This window comes from Flavobacterium sp. (genome assembly GCF_041392085.1).
Taxonomy (GTDB): domain Bacteria; phylum Bacteroidota; class Bacteroidia; order Flavobacteriales; family Flavobacteriaceae; genus Flavobacterium.
The window spans coordinates 283,993-300,508 of the sequence record NZ_JAWKMW010000006.1 but is presented as its reverse complement, the minus strand read 5'-3'; the positions used below and the strand labels follow the sequence as shown (position 1 = coordinate 300,508).

The 16,516-nt window shown below is 34.7% G+C and carries 19 protein-coding genes; 5 read left to right on the top strand and 14 right to left on the bottom strand.

All coding sequences use genetic code 11. The features are described 5' to 3' along the window. Window position 1: 1 nt before the first annotated feature. The 3 genes from R2782_RS06205 to dnaA are packed head-to-tail and all read right to left on the bottom strand — an operon-like array spanning window position 2 to window position 2,678. On the bottom strand, window positions 2-724 hold the full coding sequence (locus R2782_RS06205) for an SAM-dependent methyltransferase (RefSeq protein WP_371267217.1): 723 nt from the start codon (window positions 722-724) through the stop codon (window positions 2-4). A 1-nt stretch (window position 725) separates the two neighbouring features. Then, a complete protein-coding gene (locus R2782_RS06200; RefSeq protein WP_371267216.1) occupies window positions 726-1,190 on the bottom strand; it encodes a low molecular weight protein-tyrosine-phosphatase in 465 nt (154 codons plus the stop codon). Between the two features lie 60 nt (window positions 1,191-1,250). Continuing rightward, window positions 1,251-2,678 carry a chromosomal replication initiator protein DnaA gene (dnaA, locus tag R2782_RS06195; RefSeq protein WP_371267215.1) on the bottom strand — a complete coding sequence of 476 codons (1,428 nt, stop codon included), beginning with the start codon at window positions 2,676-2,678 and terminating at the stop codon, window positions 1,251-1,253. 198 nt (window positions 2,679-2,876) lie between these two features. On the opposite strand from dnaA, the gene R2782_RS06190 reads away from it, so the two are divergent. Next, complete coding sequence (locus tag R2782_RS06190) at window positions 2,877-3,293, top strand: acyl-CoA thioesterase (protein ID WP_371267214.1); 417 nt, start codon at window positions 2,877-2,879, stop codon at window positions 3,291-3,293. Here R2782_RS06190 and R2782_RS06185 read toward each other — a convergent pair. Genes R2782_RS06185 through ribD form a run of 4 tightly spaced genes read right to left on the bottom strand, consistent with a single transcriptional unit; the run spans window position 3,290 to window position 6,404 of the window. Continuing rightward, window positions 3,290-3,904: a YigZ family protein gene (locus R2782_RS06185; RefSeq protein ID WP_371267213.1), complete on the bottom strand. Its 615-nt coding sequence runs from the start codon at window positions 3,902-3,904 to the stop codon at window positions 3,290-3,292. The two genes, R2782_RS06190 and R2782_RS06185, sit on opposite strands and share 4 nt — an antisense overlap. 1 nt (window position 3,905) lies before the next feature. After that, window positions 3,906-4,766, bottom strand: coding sequence for an EamA family transporter (locus tag R2782_RS06180; RefSeq protein ID WP_371267212.1), 861 nt, complete (start codon window positions 4,764-4,766; stop codon window positions 3,906-3,908). Continuing rightward, window positions 4,763-5,371 (bottom strand): HAD family hydrolase, encoded by a 609-nt coding sequence (locus tag R2782_RS06175; RefSeq protein WP_371267211.1) that lies wholly within the window; start codon window positions 5,369-5,371, stop codon window positions 4,763-4,765. Before R2782_RS06175 ends, R2782_RS06180 begins: the two co-directional genes overlap by 4 nt. After that, the gene (gene ribD / locus R2782_RS06170; protein ID WP_371267210.1) at window positions 5,364-6,404 is read right to left on the bottom strand and encodes a bifunctional diaminohydroxyphosphoribosylaminopyrimidine deaminase/5-amino-6-(5-phosphoribosylamino)uracil reductase RibD; all 1,041 of its coding nucleotides are present in this window, start codon (window positions 6,402-6,404) and stop codon (window positions 5,364-5,366) included. The genes R2782_RS06175 and ribD overlap by 8 nt, the downstream gene beginning before the upstream one ends. A gap of 83 nt (window positions 6,405-6,487) precedes the next feature. Between ribD and R2782_RS06165 the strand changes: the two genes are divergently transcribed. Both R2782_RS06165 and prmC read left to right on the top strand, forming a co-directional pair. Then, window positions 6,488-6,964 (top strand): GNAT family N-acetyltransferase, encoded by a 477-nt coding sequence (locus R2782_RS06165; RefSeq protein WP_371267209.1) that lies wholly within the window; start codon window positions 6,488-6,490, stop codon window positions 6,962-6,964. A gap of 9 nt (window positions 6,965-6,973) precedes the next feature. Continuing rightward, window positions 6,974-7,828 carry a peptide chain release factor N(5)-glutamine methyltransferase gene (gene prmC, locus R2782_RS06160; protein WP_371267208.1) on the top strand — a complete coding sequence of 285 codons (855 nt, stop codon included), beginning with the start codon at window positions 6,974-6,976 and terminating at the stop codon, window positions 7,826-7,828. Window positions 7,829-7,872: 44 nt separating this feature from the next. On the opposite strand, the gene R2782_RS06155 is transcribed toward prmC, so the two are convergent. Beyond that, window positions 7,873-9,120, bottom strand: a complete 1,248-nt coding sequence (locus R2782_RS06155; protein WP_371267207.1) for an ABC transporter permease — start codon at window positions 9,118-9,120, stop codon at window positions 7,873-7,875. 151 nt (window positions 9,121-9,271) lie between these two features. On the opposite strand from R2782_RS06155, the gene hisS reads away from it, so the two are divergent. Both hisS and R2782_RS06145 read left to right on the top strand, forming a co-directional pair. Next, complete coding sequence (gene hisS, locus R2782_RS06150; RefSeq protein ID WP_371267206.1) at window positions 9,272-10,639, top strand: histidine--tRNA ligase; 1,368 nt, start codon at window positions 9,272-9,274, stop codon at window positions 10,637-10,639. A 74-nt stretch (window positions 10,640-10,713) separates the two neighbouring features. Beyond that, window positions 10,714-11,268 (top strand): hypothetical protein, encoded by a 555-nt coding sequence (locus tag R2782_RS06145; RefSeq protein ID WP_371267205.1) that lies wholly within the window; start codon window positions 10,714-10,716, stop codon window positions 11,266-11,268. 54 nt (window positions 11,269-11,322) lie between these two features. Here the strand turns inward: R2782_RS06145 and R2782_RS06140 are convergent, their stop codons facing one another. The 6 genes from R2782_RS06140 to ftsH all read right to left on the bottom strand — a co-directional run bounded on the left by R2782_RS06140 (window position 11,323) and on the right by ftsH (window position 16,497). Then, on the bottom strand, window positions 11,323-11,976 hold the full coding sequence (locus tag R2782_RS06140; RefSeq protein ID WP_371267248.1) for a superoxide dismutase: 654 nt from the start codon (window positions 11,974-11,976) through the stop codon (window positions 11,323-11,325). A 121-nt stretch (window positions 11,977-12,097) separates the two neighbouring features. Beyond that, complete coding sequence (locus R2782_RS06135) at window positions 12,098-12,370, bottom strand: acyl-CoA-binding protein (RefSeq protein ID WP_371267204.1); 273 nt, start codon at window positions 12,368-12,370, stop codon at window positions 12,098-12,100. A 3-nt stretch (window positions 12,371-12,373) separates the two neighbouring features. Next, window positions 12,374-13,024, bottom strand: coding sequence for a phosphatidylserine decarboxylase family protein (locus R2782_RS06130; RefSeq protein WP_371267203.1), 651 nt, complete (start codon window positions 13,022-13,024; stop codon window positions 12,374-12,376). Then, window positions 13,014-13,820, bottom strand: coding sequence for a phosphatidate cytidylyltransferase (locus R2782_RS06125; RefSeq protein ID WP_371267202.1), 807 nt, complete (start codon window positions 13,818-13,820; stop codon window positions 13,014-13,016). The genes R2782_RS06130 and R2782_RS06125 overlap by 11 nt, the downstream gene beginning before the upstream one ends. A gap of 1 nt (window position 13,821) precedes the next feature. Further along, window positions 13,822-14,424 (bottom strand): LUD domain-containing protein, encoded by a 603-nt coding sequence (locus R2782_RS06120; RefSeq protein WP_371267201.1) that lies wholly within the window; start codon window positions 14,422-14,424, stop codon window positions 13,822-13,824. A 117-nt stretch (window positions 14,425-14,541) separates the two neighbouring features. Further along, window positions 14,542-16,497 (bottom strand): ATP-dependent zinc metalloprotease FtsH, encoded by a 1,956-nt coding sequence (gene ftsH / locus R2782_RS06115; RefSeq protein ID WP_371267200.1) that lies wholly within the window; start codon window positions 16,495-16,497, stop codon window positions 14,542-14,544. Window positions 16,498-16,516: the final 19 nt, after the last annotated feature.

The following is a 16,516-nucleotide window of genomic DNA, read 5'->3' as shown; positions in this document are numbered from 1 at the left end:
ATTATGATTTCTGAATAATAAAAATAGTAGGTCGGTTGTGTAAATCGACCTTTGTTTTTTTCCAATCGTTTACAGTAAGTGTTTTAATAAATTCGGTTGGTAAAGTAATATCCGTTGCTATACAAAGTCGTGTAGCGTTTTGAAGGGACTGCAAAATATCTTCTAATAGTTTGTTATTCCGATAGGGCGTTTCAATAAATAGTTGGGCTTGATTTTTTTCAAACGATAATCTTTCCAAATTTTTTAAAGTCGCTTTTTTTTCTCCTTTATCAATGGGTAGGTAGCCGTTGAAAGCAAAGTTTTGACCATTCATGCCTGAGCCCATTAAGGCGAGTAGGATAGAAGATGGTCCAACCAACGGCACCACTTGAATCCCTTTTTCATGAGCCAATTTGACTATCACAGCTCCCGGATCGGCAACACCGGGGCAACCGGCCTCACTCATTAATCCAAGGTTTTTGCCTTCTAAACAGGGTTTAATCATGGCAGTATGTTCTGCGACATCGGTATGCTTGTTTAAAACACTGATTCGTAAATTTGCTTGTATTTTTTCTGGATTGATTGACTTGATAAATCGGCGAGCCGTTTTTTCATTCTCAACTACATAGTCGTTGATAAAATCTATTGTTCTTTTAACGGTTTGTGGTAACACATCATCGGGAGCAACTTCACCTAAAGTAGTTGGAATTAAGTATAATTTTCCTAAAAATGTGATGGGTTTCATATTATTTTTTTTCTAAGAGCTTGTTGGCAATGCTTTCGCAAGCTTCGTCTAACATTTCAAAGACTTGATCAAAATTACTTTGCATGCCATTATAAGGATCCGGTACATCTACATTTTCACCCGGAAAGAGTTCATCTAAAATCAGTTGCACTTTCTTTTTATCGGCTTCGCTTTTGGCCATAGCGATTACATCAGCATAATTATTGGTATCCATCACGTAGATATAATCATATTCTTGAAAAAAAGAAGGTTTAAATAATTTGCCTCGTTGATGGGTAATGTCAATACCATTTTTTTTGGCTGTGAGTATTGAACGGTTATCGGGTGGATTGCCAACATGCCAATGTCCGGTTCCGGCGGAATCAACAAAAAAATCGTTTTCAGGAAGTTTGGCTGATAAAATACCTTCTGCTAAGGGTGAGCGGCAGATGTTCCCTAAACAAACCATTATTATTTTGATTGGCATAACAAGTAGATTCTTTAAAAAATTCAGTATCCAAAGGTAAAAAGAATACTGAAATTATTTTTATAAAGAAAGTTTTTTATTGATGTCTTCCACAAATTTTCTGAATTGTTTGTCAGTAGTCACTAAATTGTCTACGGTTTTACAAGCATGAAGCACCGTGGCATGGTCACGGTCACCAATTTGAGAGCCTATATTGGCTAATGAAGCTTTTGTGAATTTTTTCGCAAAAAACATGGCTAACTGTCTTGCTTGCACCACGTGACGTTTTCTTGTTTTGGATTGTAAAGTGTCAATATCCAATTGGAAATAGTCTGAAACTACTTTTTGAATATAATCTATCGAAATTTCTCTTTTTACGTTTTTAACAAATTTCTCAACTACCCCTTTTGCCAGTTCTAGTGTTACTTCTTTTTTATTGAACGAAGACTGTGCAATTAACGAAATGATGGCTCCTTCTAACTCGCGAACATTAGTTTTGATGTTTCGGGCAACGTATTCAATAATTTCATCCGGCATTTCAACTCCATCACGATACAAAATGTTCTTTAGTATAGAAATTCTTGTTTCGTAATCGGGTTGGTGTAATTCTGCCGATAGACCCCATTTGAATCGCGACAACAAACGTTGTTCAATGTCCTGCATATCAACGGGAGCCTTATCAGAAGTTAGAATAACCTGTTTGCCGTTTTGGTGTAGGAAGTTAAAAATGTGGAAAAATACATCTTGAGTTCCCGATTTACCGGATAAAAATTGTACGTCATCAATAATCAATACATCAATTAATTGATAGAAGTGAATAAAATCATTACGGGTATTCTTTTTAACCGAATCAATATATTGTTGTGTAAACACTTCTGCAGAAATATACAAAACCGTTTTGTCCGGGTATTTATCTTTGATTTCCACTCCAATAGCATGAGCCAAATGGGTTTTTCCAAGTCCAACTCCACCAAAGATCAATAAAGGATTAAAGGAGGTTCCTCCCGGCTTATTTGCCACAGCCATCCCGGCCGAACGAGCTAATCGATTAGAGTCGCCTTCTAAAAAATTATCAAAACTGTAATTTGCATTTAACTGCGATTCGATTTTTAAATTTCTGATTCCGGGAATTACAAATGGATTTTTTAGCTCAGGGCTTAAGTTTTTAAGAGGAGCATCAACATCTTGAGGTTTCACCGGACTACGATGAGTACTAGGCAATTGTTCCGTGAACGGTTGTTTATTGCCATAGGTGTTTTCCATTTTAATTTTATACAGTAACTTTGCATTTTTTCCAAGTTCTTTGGTTAAGGCCACTTTAAGTAATTTTACATAGTGTTCTTCTAACCATTCATAGAAAAATTTGCTGGGTACTTGAATGTATAAAGCATTGTCTGTGAGTTCTACTGACTTAATCGGTTCGAACCAAGTTTTGTAAGCTTGCTCCTGAATATTGTCTTTTATAAATGATAGACAGTTCTCCCATACCGATTCCGCAGTTTTGCTCATAAATTCTATAAATTTTTTTGTTTACTAAAGGTTATCTTACAAAGAAAACAGAGTGTTTCTTTATCAATTTTTCGGGATAACAAATATGTGAACAAAAAAACGTAAAAAAAAATAAATTGCTATTGATTTTATAAAAAAAATGTTGTAAAGATGCTTTAAGGCTTCCAAGACGTATAAAGAAAAATATTACAGAAAATTATGAAAGAACATCAATTGCACGTTCGAGTGCGTTATTCAGAAACTGATCAAATGGGAGTGGTATATCATGGGAATTATTTGCCTTATTTTGAAATTGGACGCGTGGAATGGTTAAGAAATAAAGGGATTTCTTATAAAAGCATGGAGGAGAGTGGTATAGCACTTCCTATTGTGAATATTAATATAAATTACAAAAAACCAGCTCGTTACGATGATTTACTTACTGTAAAAACTAAATACAAAAATCAAAGCTCTGTAAAGATAGAATTTGAATGTAAAATTGAAAATGAAAAAGGAGAGTTATTAACAACTGCAGATTTTGTTTTGGTTTTTGTAGACATTCAGACCGGAAAACCAACTTTGCCTCCCGAAAACATTAAATCGATAATTCAAGAAATAGAAGCGATGGAAAACTAATCCAGTTTTTCAATTTTTATTTCAAATAAATTAGAAAAGATGTCGAAAATCATTTCGGCATTTTTTTTACGGATAGAGAAGGTGATTTTGCAATCCGATTCCATTTTTTGTGCAGTGATGTTCAAATTTTTTTCTTTAATCACACGCATTACTTTATTCATGTTTTTGTAGTCAAATGTCAGTATGAAAAATACATCCAGCGTTTTTTCTACTATTGTAGCTTTTTCTAACGCCAATTGAGCTGTATTTTTGTAAGCCGATATTAGTCCGCCTACACCCAATTTTGTGCCGCCAAAATAGCGAACCACGACAACAAGTATATTAGTTACTTCGAAGGATTGAATTTGCCCATAAATAGGCATTCCGGCACTATTGTTGGGCTCGCCATCATCATTGGCTCTAAAACTAATTTTTTCCGTACCGATTTGATAAGCATAGCACCAATGTCTGGCTGAGAAATGTTTCTTTTTAAGTTGTTCCAAATGCATTTTTATCTCCTCTTCCTGTGAAACCGGAAAAGCATAACCAAAAAATTTACTGTTTTTATCTTTAAACAGTACTTCTTCAGATGGTATTGTTATGGTTTTATAGGTATCTTTTTGCTCTGTCATATCAATTGGTAACAAGTAAAATGGCTATCAATGCTGCCATAATTCCAATGCCGTTTCGCAATGAAATTTTTTCATTAAAAAAAACTATACCAACCAAGGTTGTCAAGGTAACAATTGCTACGTTGTGAATTGTAAAAATAGTTGAGCTTTCAAAGACTTCACTATCTAGCATTTTGATTAAAAAATAGAGTGAAAAATAATTGGGTATCCCTAAAATAATCCCGGCAATACAATTCTTACCGTATATTTTTGTTTTATTCTTAATTACATTTATTCCTATTACTATTGCTCCAATGGCAAATGCCATAAAAAAGGTATGCGATGAAAATAACGCAATTTCATTTTCAGGTAAAAAATCAGCTTGTAAAATCTTCAATCCAGTATCTATTGAACCTGCACCAAAGAAGACCACTATCGGGAAGTATACATTTTTTAAATCACTCCAAGCTCCTTCTTCTTTTTTTGAGGTCAAATACACCGCTGATAATGCTAAAACAATACCCAATAGTTTAAAGATACCTAATTTTTCATTGTAAAGTAAAACTCCAAAACAGATTGGTATGATAACAGACATTTTCGAGGCGACTGAAGCCACCGAAAGTCCGTTTCGTTGAGAAGTTAATGCCGTTGCATAAAATACGGTAATAAACAAAAAACTGAGTAATACACTCCCTAAATACCATTTTTTTTTAATAAGTAATGCATATTCAAATGTCTCGTCAGTAAAAAATAAACCTACAGTAAAAGCAGTGATATAGTTAACAACCAATGCTTGGAGAGTATTGATATTAAATCGGGAGAAAAGCTTAAGAATAATAAAAAGAATAGCATTAAAAAAAACACTTAAAAAAATGTAAATCAAAGCGTAATTATTTTTTTAGAGAATAGTTCTGTTACATCTTCTTGACCAACTTGTAAGTTCCAAACTTCAATTCCAACGGAAGCAGCGGCATCTGTATTTTCTTTTTTATCATCTACAAACAAAGTTCTTTTTGGATTTAAGTCGTGTTTATTGATTAAGTAAGTAAAAATATTTACATCGGGTTTTCTCATTCCCAACTCATAAGAATAATATACTTTTTCGAAACAATTATAAAAATCTCTTGTAACCGACATGCCTTCTTTATGTTCAAAGTGGTCAATGTGAATCATATCGGTATTGGTGAGTAAAAACAGGCGGTATTTTCCTTTTAAACTTTGTAAAAATTCCAATCGATGTTCAGGAAAGTCTCCCAAAACGGCATTCCATGCTTTTCGAATATCTTCTATTGTAGCGTTGGGAAGGTATTTTTGAAACCCTTGAATGAATTCTAATTCAGTTGCTTTACCTATTTCAAATCGTTTGTTTAATTCATCTAAATCGGCATACCATTCCTTTAAGCCAAGGTTGCGGAATGCTTCTTCTACACCAGATTTATCCAGATTGATAAAAATATCCCCAAAATCGAAAATAATTGTATTAATCATACCGTTTAAGAATTAAAAGTTCATCATTTACTATTGTTGTTCGTTTCACGGTTTTGCCAAAAAGGGAAGGGGCTTTTGTTCCTTGCTGAAAAACTAAATCTCCCTTAAAAATTCGAGCTTCATCCCACAAATCAGCATCAATGAAGGTTTGTAGTGTTTGCAGTCCGCCCTCGATAATAACCGATTGAATTCCTTTTTCAAAGAGTATTTTACAACTATTTTCTGCAAGGTGACTATCAAAGATAATAGTTTCAGCAATACAATTTTCAGTGGTTATAAAATTTTCTTTTTCGGTAATAAAAATTGTTGGTTGTTTTCCGTTTTTTACTTCAAAATCAGGGGTAATTTTTCCTGTACGGTCCAATACAATTCGTATGGGATTATTACCTTTCCAATCTCTACTGTCTAATCTAGGATTATCAGCCAAAACAGTTGTTGTACCAACCAAAATTGCTTGTTCTTCTGTTCGCCATTTATGTACCAATTGTCTGGAATAGGCATTGGTAATCCAAACCGGTTTTTGTTCCTGTTTTATTGACGGTGCAAGAAAACCGTCGGCACTTTCGGCCCATTTTAAAATGAGATAAGGTCTTTTTTTGTTATGAAAGGTAATAAACCTTTTATTAAGTGCAAGACATTGTGATTCTAAAATACCGACGGTAACATTAGCTCCGGATTGCCGCAGCTTTTCAATTCCTTTTCCGGCAACTTTTTCATTTGGATCGACCATACCTACAACTACATTTGGAATTTTATGATGAACGATCAAATCGCTGCACGGCGGAGTCTTTCCATAGTGATTGCAAGGTTCCAAACTAACATAAATAGTGGATTGAGCAAGAAGCGATTTGTCTTTCACAGCATTGATTGCGTTTACTTCAGCATGAGGCTCTCCCGCTTTTTGATGCCAACCTTCTCCGATGATTGTATTTTTATAGACAATTACACAGCCTACCATTGGATTGGGATAAGTATTCCCAAAACCTTTTTCGGCTAATTCAAGGCAACGTTGCATGTATTTTTCGTGTTCCATCTTAACACAAAATTACGCTTTTTGCTTAAAAAAGTAGAAATAGTTTTACTTTTACAACGTATTATTCGCAAGGAATCGTTAAGATGCAAATTAGAACTATTCAACAAACTGATAATGTCTCGATAGCGACAGTCATTCGTTCCGTATTAATTGAACACAATGTGCCCAAAGTGGGAACAGCTTATGCTGATGTATCGCTCGATAGCATGTTTGAAACATATACTGCACCAAGAAGTTGCTATTTTGTTGTTGAAAAGGAAGGTAAAATCATTGGTGGAGCCGGAATCAGTCCGCTGGAAAATGAAGTTGCTACTATTTGCGAATTGCAAAAAATGTATTTTTTGCCGGAAGCCAGAGGATTAGGAGTTGGTACAGCTATGATGGAGAAATGTTTAGCTTTTGCTCAATCGGTTGGGTTTGAAAAATGTTATTTGGAAACCATGCCCTATATGCATGCGGCTCAAAAATTATACTTAAAATATGGATTTCACTATTTAGATTCCCCAATGGGATGCACGGGACATACTTCGTGTCCGGTTTGGATGTTGAAAGAATTATAAATGGGATATATGACTTTTAAAGACTTAAAATCATCCTTTCAAAGCACATTGTCGTCTTATTATGATGAGCAGGAAATCGATAGTTTCTTTTATATGGTTTTAGAAAAACACCATCAATTGAAGCGAATTGATTTGGCTTTGCAACCCGATTTAAACGTTCCAACAATTGAATTGGAACATTGGCATTTGGTGTTGGAACAATTAAAAACCCAAAAACCCATTCAGTATATTTTAGGAGAAGCATTTTTTTATGATTTAAGGTTTAAAGTAAATGAGAATACTTTAATTCCAAGACATGAAACGGAAGAATTGGTAGCTTGGATTTTAAACGAGATTAAAAGGCAGAATATATTAAATTCAACTATTTTGGATATTGGAACCGGAACCGGGTGTATTCCAATTTCCTTAAAGAAGAATTTACCTGAATCGACTGTTTTTGCTATTGATATATCCGAAGAAACCCTGAAAGTTGCCAAAGAAAATGCTGAGATTAATAACGTTGAAGTTCATTTTAGGCAATGTAATATTTTAGAAATTTCAGATTTGGAAAATCAATATGATGTTATTATTTCAAATCCTCCTTATGTTCGGGAATTAGAAAAGAAAGAAATTCGTCCTAACGTCTTGGTGTTTGAGCCCCATTTGGCTCTTTTTGTTTCGGATGAAGATCCGCTGATTTTTTATCGTAAAATTGCAGTTTTGGCAAAAGAACAGCTAAAACCTAATGGCTTATTGTTTTTTGAAATCAATCAATATTTAGGAAAAGAAACAGTTACTCTCTTACATGATTTAGGTTTTGCAACCATTGAATTGCGAAAGGATATTTACGGTAACGACAGAATGATTAAAGCTAAAATTGATTAAGGAATAACGATAGAAGTTTTTACTTTTTTATCAACATCAATTGATTACTCATACCGCAACGCCTCTACAGGATCTAGTTTAGATGCCTTGATTGCCGGATACAATCCTGATACTAAAGCGACCACAAAACTTGTAATAACTGCTGCCAAAATAGCCATCCAAGGGATGATAAAATCAAATTCTAAGACTGAGGCAAAAAGTGAACCAATGGTAATCCCCAATATAATTCCAACCAAACCGCCTAATTGACCAATCACAATTGTTTCTGTAAAAAACTGGAAGGCAATAGTTTTACGTTTGGCTCCCAAGGCTTTACGTACCCCAATTTCTCGGGTTCTTTCTGTTACCGAAACGAGCATAATATTCATTAAAGCAATAGACGATCCAAATATAGTGATGATGCCAATTACCCATGCCGATGCACTCAATACCGAGGTCAGTGAGAGAATTTGGTTAATGAGCTCATCGCTACGAATGATACCAAAGTTGTTTTCCTCCACCGGATTTTGTTTGCGTACTTGTCGCATCGTTAAAATGGCTTGATCGATTGCTGCTTCTAACAACTCTTTTTTTTCAACCATGACACTTAAATTGTAATTGATGTTTGGTTGGGTAAAAAGGGAACGGGCTACTTGAATCGGAATCATTACCCTTAAATCCTGGCTATTGCCAAAAGTAGAGCCTTTTTCTTTTAAAACACCTATGACTTTGAATTTGGCTCCTCTGATAGAAATTGTTTTGTCTATCGGATTGACGTCTTTTAATAATCCTTTTTCAAAATCTGAGCCAACTACACAGACATAATTGTTGTTTTCAATATCAAACCCCGTAAAATTTCGTCCGCTTGCTATTTCTAAACCTGAATTAGGAGCATAATATTCATCTACACCCATTACAGTAATTTCCGGATCGGTTTTTTTGTTTTCAAATTTTACTTCGGCTGTTGAGGTTGCAAAAAAAGACAGAGAAGAATACGTAAACGGATAATTGTATTTTTCTTGAAAATCTTTGGCTTCCGGATAGGAAATGATTGGGTTTATTTTTTCCCGTTCTCCTCGCGGGCCATTACCAATTCGTACTTCCAGTTCGTATTGTCTAATGGTAAAGGTATTGGCTCCCATGGAGGCAAAATTGGATGACAGCGTATTTTCCAGTGCAGAAACCACCGTTAGAATACTTACCAATGCCGTAATTCCAATTGCAATGATGATAATCGTCAAAATGGTTCTCAACAATTGTGTTTTGATGGAACCCAATGCAATTTTGATGTTTTCTTTTACTAATCCGGTCATGTTATTATTTGTCACATTTTTCTATATTTTGTTACAGGCGACAAGGAAAATTATTATAAAAGTAAGATATTTGCAGAGAAGTTGTCAGTTGACTGTTCTCGGTTATCTGTTGATAGAAGTTTAATAAAAAATAAATTTATCAAATAAAAAAATGGCTCAAAAACCCAGTATTCCAAAAGGTACCAGAGATTTTTCACCGGCAGAGGTGGCGAAACGCAATTACATCAGTTCGATTATGAAGCACCATTTTGAGGTGTTTGGTTTTCAGCCGATTGAAACGCCTTCGTTTGAAAATTCAGAAACCTTGATGGGCAAATACGGGGAAGAAGGGGACCGATTGATTTTTAAGATTTTGAATTCGGGGGATTATTTGGATAAAATAAGTCAAGAAGAATTATCAAATATTGATTATAAAAAACTAACTTCTAAAATCTCCGAAAAAGCCCTTCGTTACGATTTAACTGTTCCCTTCGCACGTTATGTAGTGCAACACCAAAATGAAATTGAATTTCCGTTTAAGCGGTACCAAATTCAACCGGTTTGGCGGGCAGATAGACCTCAAAAAGGACGTTTCAGAGAGTTTTACCAGTGTGATGCCGATGTAGTGGGTTCTACGTCTTTATGGCAAGAAGTGGAATTGGTTCAACTGTACGATGCCGTTTTTACGGAATTGGATTTGGGTGGAGCCACTATCAAAATTAATAACCGCAAAATTTTGTCCGGAATAGCGGAAGTAATCGGTGCGAAAGACAAATTAATCGATTTTACGGTTGCGTTAGACAAATTAGACAAAATAGGCGAGGATGGTGTGAAAAAAGAAATGCTGGAAAAAGGAATTTCGGCATCCGCCATCGAAAAAGTGGAATCGCTGTTTCAATTTACAGGAACAGTTGCGGATAAAATTGAAAAATTGAACGCATTATTGTCTTCTTCCGATGAAGGAAAAAAAGGAGTAGCCGAGTTGCAATTTATATGCGAAACGATTGAAAAATTAGGTTTACAAACTGCCATCATTGATTTGGATGTCACTTTAGCCAGAGGGTTGAATTATTACACCGGAGCCATTTTTGAGGTAGTCGCTCCTCAAGTGGCTATGGGTTCTATTGGTGGAGGTGGTCGTTATGACGATTTGACAGGGATTTTCGGGTTAAAAAACATGAGTGGAGTAGGCATCTCATTTGGCTTAGATAGAATTTATCTGGTCTTAGAAGAATTAGGTTTGTTCCCGGAAACAGTTACAGCTACAAGCAAAGCTCTTTTTATCAATTACGGTAATCAAGAAAGTTTGTATGCGATGGCAGCTATCACAAAATTACGACGAAGCGGTATAAAAGTAGAATTGTATCCTGATGCCAGCAAGATAGCCAAGCAATTTCAACATGCTGATAAACGAGGTATTCCTTATGCCGTTATTGCCGGGCAATCAGAATTGGAACAAAATTGTTTTGGATTAAAGAATTTGGCAACCGGTGAACAGGTGAAATTAGATTTTGAGGACTTGCGGAAAGCACTACTGTAAGTTTTACCGGGAAGTGTAGTTTATTGATTGGAATAATTTTTGCTTTTGTATCTTTACAATATCATCCAATAGCTATGCGTTTTTTTCTTTTTTTTGTTTTTATAGTGGTCTTTCCGGTAAAAGCTCAGGTTATCAGTACCCAACATTGCGGGTATGATTTTACTTCTTATTTGGTCATTGATGTCCATGAGCAAGGAAAAACAAAAAACATTAAGAACTTACGTATCACGATTGTAGACAGTTCAGGTACAGAAGTTATCAATAAAAATAATCGCTGGAGTTGGGTAAATAACAACAAACCGCTTTTGTTTACCCCTAACTATAAACTGAATTCCCAAGGAGAAAAGGTAGCAGAAAGTAATCCAGACGGAAGATGGTTTTTTCCTTTTGCAAAAGACAATTACTTGCTTTCTATTGTTAATACTTTTACTACAGACAATTTTAGTGTTAAAATAGAAGATGTAGATGGGGAAGAAAACGGAGGTTATTTTGAAACTCAAGTCATTCCACTTTACCCTTTTAATATGTATGTTTTGTGTTCATCTGAAAATGAACGACAAGCTCAGCAATTCGGTCGGCGAACCAACCGTCCGGTAGAGGTAATTTTAAAAAGAAAAGAGGAGCAATAAAAAAGACTTGTTGAGTAATATCCAACAAGTCTTTTTAATATTTGATTTAAGTTATTATTGAGCAGCAGTGGCTGCCGTATATTTTTCGGTAACTTTATCCCAATTAATCACATTAAAGAAACCTTCTACGTAGTCTTTTCTTTTGTTTTGGTGTTTTAAATAATAGGCATGTTCCCAAACATCAACCGCTAAAACAGGAGTTCCAGAATTTCCTAATTTGGTCATTAACGGATTGTCTTGATTCGCTGTTGTAGTAATGACTAATTTTCCGGTTTTGTCAACAATTAACCAAGCCCAACCTGAACCAAATTGTTTGGTTGCAGCTTCAGTAAATTGTGTTTTAAAATCGGCAAAACTTCCAAAATCCTTAGTGATGGCTTCGGCCAAGGTTCCGGTTGGTTCACCTCCTTTGTTAGGAGCCATGATTTCCCAAAAGAAATTATGGTTATAATATCCACCACCATTATTACGAACAGCTTTATTTTCAGGATCTAATTTCTTTAAAAGATCTTCAATAGACATGTTTGCCATTTCAGTTCCAGCAATGGCACTGTTCAATTTATTAGCATACCCTAAATGATGTTTAGAAAAGTGAATTTCCATTGTTTTGGCATCAATATGTGGTTCTAGTGCATTGTATGCATAGGGTAAAGCAATCATCTCAAAAGCTCCTCCTTCATCTACTTTTACATCCGCCGGATTACCCATTTCGGTTACAACCTCTTCTTTTTCGGGTAAGGGAACTTCCACAACTTCTTCTAATTTTTTGTTGTTGTTGCAACTTATTAACAATACAACTGATACAATAGATAAACTTATTTTTTTCATATTACTTCTTTTTATTGATTAATTCATTTATAGTTTCTATGTAGAGTTCTTTGGCTTCATCAGGTGAAATATGGCTAATTTGCATCCACGCATTGGTTTTAAATGCATTTCTCAAATCATTATTACTAAGTTGTTTGTATCCGATTCTACCATAAGTGGCTTGTTTGTAGTAAGCATAAATACGCAACATAACATCTTGTGGCAGTTGTTCCGTCATGTTAGAAGCTTTTTCAAATGCTTCCTGAAAGCGAGTATCTAAATCTTTTTCAGTCATTGCTTATTTTTCAGCGACTACAGTTTCTCCACCTTTAACAGTTTGGTTTAAACTAACGTTTAGCTGAGTACCCAAAGGTAAAAATAAATCTACTCTCGAACCAAATTTAATAAATCCGGCATCTGTTCCTTGTTTTACCATGGTACCTTCTTTTGCGTAATTTACTATTCTTCTGGCCAATGCACCGGCTATTTGACGGTAAAGTATTTCACCAAAAATTCTATTTTCGATAACAACGGTTGTTCGCTCATTTTCTGTGCTTGCTTTTGGATGCCAAGCAACCAAGTATTTTCCGGGGTGGTATTTACTGAAATTAACTTTTCCATTCACGGCGTAGCGTGTAACGTGTACATTTATTGGCGACATAAAGATAGAAACTTGTAGTCGCTTATCATTGAAATATTCGGATTCGAAAACTTCTTCAATCACCACAACTTTTCCGTCTACTGGAGCTATTACGTGGTTGTCGTCATTGTGTGTATATCTTTTCGGATTTCTAAAAAACTGCAAGATTAATATTAAAAAAATCAGTCCAATAATTTGTACAGTCATTCTTAACCAATCCATTGTAATAAAATAATCAGCTAATAAAATTACAGCAGTTACAATCACTGTTGCTATTAAAATAATTTTTGCTCCTTCTTTATGAAACATAATTTAAAATTTGGTAAAACAAAAAAATGAAAGGTGCTACATAAATAATACTATCCAATCTATCTAAAATTCCTCCGTGACCCGGCATGATTTTACCACTGTCTTTTACGCCTGCTAATCGTTTGAATTTGGACTGAATTAAATCACCTAATGTTGCAAATATACTAACTAAAATGGCTATTCCAATCCAAATTCCAATATTGGCAGTTCCGATAAAGTACTTCGCAATCAGAAAACTACCTAAAATACTAAAAGTTAAACCACCTAAGAAGCCTTCTATTGTTTTTTTGGGAGAAATGCGTTCAAAAAGTTTATGTTTTCCGATTGATTTACCGACAACATAGGCAAATGTATCGTTTGTCCAAATCAATATAAAAATACCAATAAGTATTCTGGGATTATACCCATTTACCCCAATAGGAATTTTTGTTAGAATAATAAAAGGTAAAATAATGTAGCCAATTAAATAAAGCCATTTTTCGTATTTCTTAAATGATTTATCTTTTTTTGAAAAGAGAAAAAAAGCCAATTGAATTGAAACCAAGATACTAATTAAAGTAATGGTTCCATCATAAATTTGGTTGAAAGGAGTATTGTAAAAAATTACATAACCAACTATTGCCAGGATGAGTGGGAAGACATAATTCAGTTTGATTAATCTGCAAAATTCCAATACAGCCAGAGCCATGAAAAGACCAAACAAAATGTAAAAAGTAATGTTTGAATAAAGTATACAGCTTAATAATAATAGAATATAAACTGCTCCAGATAAAGCTCTTACAAGCGTTTCATTCATTTTATAGGTCTTCTAAAAGCAAGAGGTATAAGTTTTTTGCTGCACTTCCGTAGTGTAGAAAATCCTCTTCTTTTGCTTTTTCAAAATATTTAATAGTAGTGATATTCGTGGGATAATCTTTTTCGTAACGTTTTTTGATTTCTCTTAGACCGTCACTTTTGCTTTCTAAAATTTGGCTGGTTGTAGCAAAAACAACAATGTTAGCCGGTAATTCATGGGGTTTTTTTTGCTTAATCTGATTAGAAGTTAATAAAACGGAGCCTTCATCAGCAATCAAGTTCTCACAACTAGCTAAGAGAAATTTCGGGTTACTTGTATTTTTGTAAATTAATTTATTTTCATCTAACAGATGAAAAAGTTTCGACTCGTAGCATACTGCCTCGCATTCAAACCAATCGTTTTCTTCTAAGATATTAAGAAATTGTTCATTAATCTCCTCTAAGTTTTCACAATACAAAAATTTACCTCCATTTTTTTTAAAATTGAAAGTAAACATTTCATCTACAGGAATTTTGGTTTCGGGGTTAAAAGGACTAGCTTCTTTTTCTTTTTTTTCATCAGAAGCGTCATTTCCGGAGCCAAATAACTTTTTAAAAAGACTCATAACTTTTGTAAACAATTCTGTAATTTCGTAATTGAAATCGTTCAAAGATAAAAAAATCTCAATTCAAAAATGATAATGAATTGAGATTTTTATAATTTTTACTAAAAAAAGAGTAATTTATTCCACTCCAACCGTAACATGGCTTTCTTCTCCAAAAGGACGTTTCCCAAAAATCGTTTCTAAATCGTCTTTAAAGATTACTTCTTTTTCAATTAAAATATCGGCTAATTGAATTAATTTATCTTTGTTTTCTTCTAATAGTTTTATTGCTCGTTGGTACTGACTTTCAATCAATCCGGATATTTCCTGATCAATTGTTACTGCGGTTTCCTCCGAATAAGGTTTTGAAAAACTATACTCACTTTGTCCGGTTGAGTCGTAATAGGTAATATTACCTAATTTATCATTCAAACCATAAATTGTGACCATGGCACGAGCTTGTTTGGTTACTTTTTCCAAATCGCTTAAAGCCCCTGTTGAAATTGTATCAAAAATTACTTTTTCTGCGGCTCTTCCGCCCATTGTGGCACACATTTCATCTAACATTTGATCGGGTCTAACAATTAATCGTTCCTCCGGCAAATACCAAGCTGCCCCTAAACTTTGCCCTCTAGGAACAATGGTTACTTTGACTAAAGGAGCCGCATGTTCAAGCATCCAGCTGACTGTGGCATGACCGGCTTCGTGGATGGCAATGGCTCTTTTTTCTTGAGGGGTAACAATTTTATTTTTCTTTTCCAAACCACCAACAATTCGGTCTACTGCATCTAAAAAATCTTGTTTATCTACAGCCGATTTATTGTTTCGGGCAGCAATTAAAGCTGCTTCATTACAAACGTTGGCAATGTCTGCACCGGAAAATCCGGGTGTTTGTTTCGCTAAGAAGTCAGTATCCAATCCTTCAACTTTTTTCAGCGGGGCTAAATGTACTTCAAAGATTTCTTTTCGCTCACGAATGTCCGGTAAATCAACATAAATTTGACGGTCAAAACGACCTGCTCTCATTAATGCTTTATCCAAAACGTCGGCACGATTGGTCGCCGCTAATACAATCACATTGGTGTTGGTGCCAAATCCATCCATCTCGGTAAGCAACTGATTGAGTGTGTTTTCTCTTTCATCATTTGAGCCGGACATGTTGTTTTTTCCTCTGGCACGACCTACTGCGTCTATTTCATCGATAAAAATAATTGAAGGTGATTTGTCTTTGGCTTGTTTGAATAAATCTCTTACTCTTGACGCACCTACACCCACAAACATTTCAACAAAATCTGAACCTGATAACGAGAAAAAAGGTACTTTTGCTTCACCGGCTACCGCTTTAGCTAAAAGTGTTTTACCTGTTCCCGGAGGACCAACAAGCAGTGCTCCTTTAGGAATTTTTCCACCTAAATTGGTATATTTTTCGGGGTTTTTTAAAAATTCTACAATTTCTTGCACCTCTTCTTTCGCTCCTTCTAATCCGGCAACATCTTTAAAAGTGACTTTAACATCGTTCTTTTCATCAAAAAGTTTTGCTCGTGATTTCCCGATGTTAAAAATTTGACCGCCACCACCGCCTGCACCGCCTCCGGACATTCTTCGCATGATGATTATCCAAATTACGATGATTAAAATGATGGGTAAAAAATTAATTAAAATTCCGCTCCAATTGTTTTTTACCAAGTAATTATAATCAGCCAGTTTATTTTCTTTTTTAGCTAATTCTAGTTTGTCTTGGAACAATTTATCATCACCAATGTTAGGTAAAAGATAGTGGGCACCTTTATTTTCCCTACCAAAAACATCATTTACAACCGCTTTGTGCTTTTGATCTTTTAGGGCTTCTTTGGTAATGTAAATTTCGGCTTCACTTAAATTTTCACCTTTATTATATACCAAAACTTTTTCTATTTCGCCATTGTTAAGGTATTCATTAAATTTGGAGATGGTTAGTTTTCCGGGTTCTTGGAAAGAACTTCCTCCGGAAATAATACTGATAAAGATAAAAATTCCGGCTACAATAAAATAAATGAGCCAAGGATTAAATTTAAATTTATTTGGATTTGGGTTTGAATTATTTTCTTTTGACATTATCTATATCCTTCTTAAG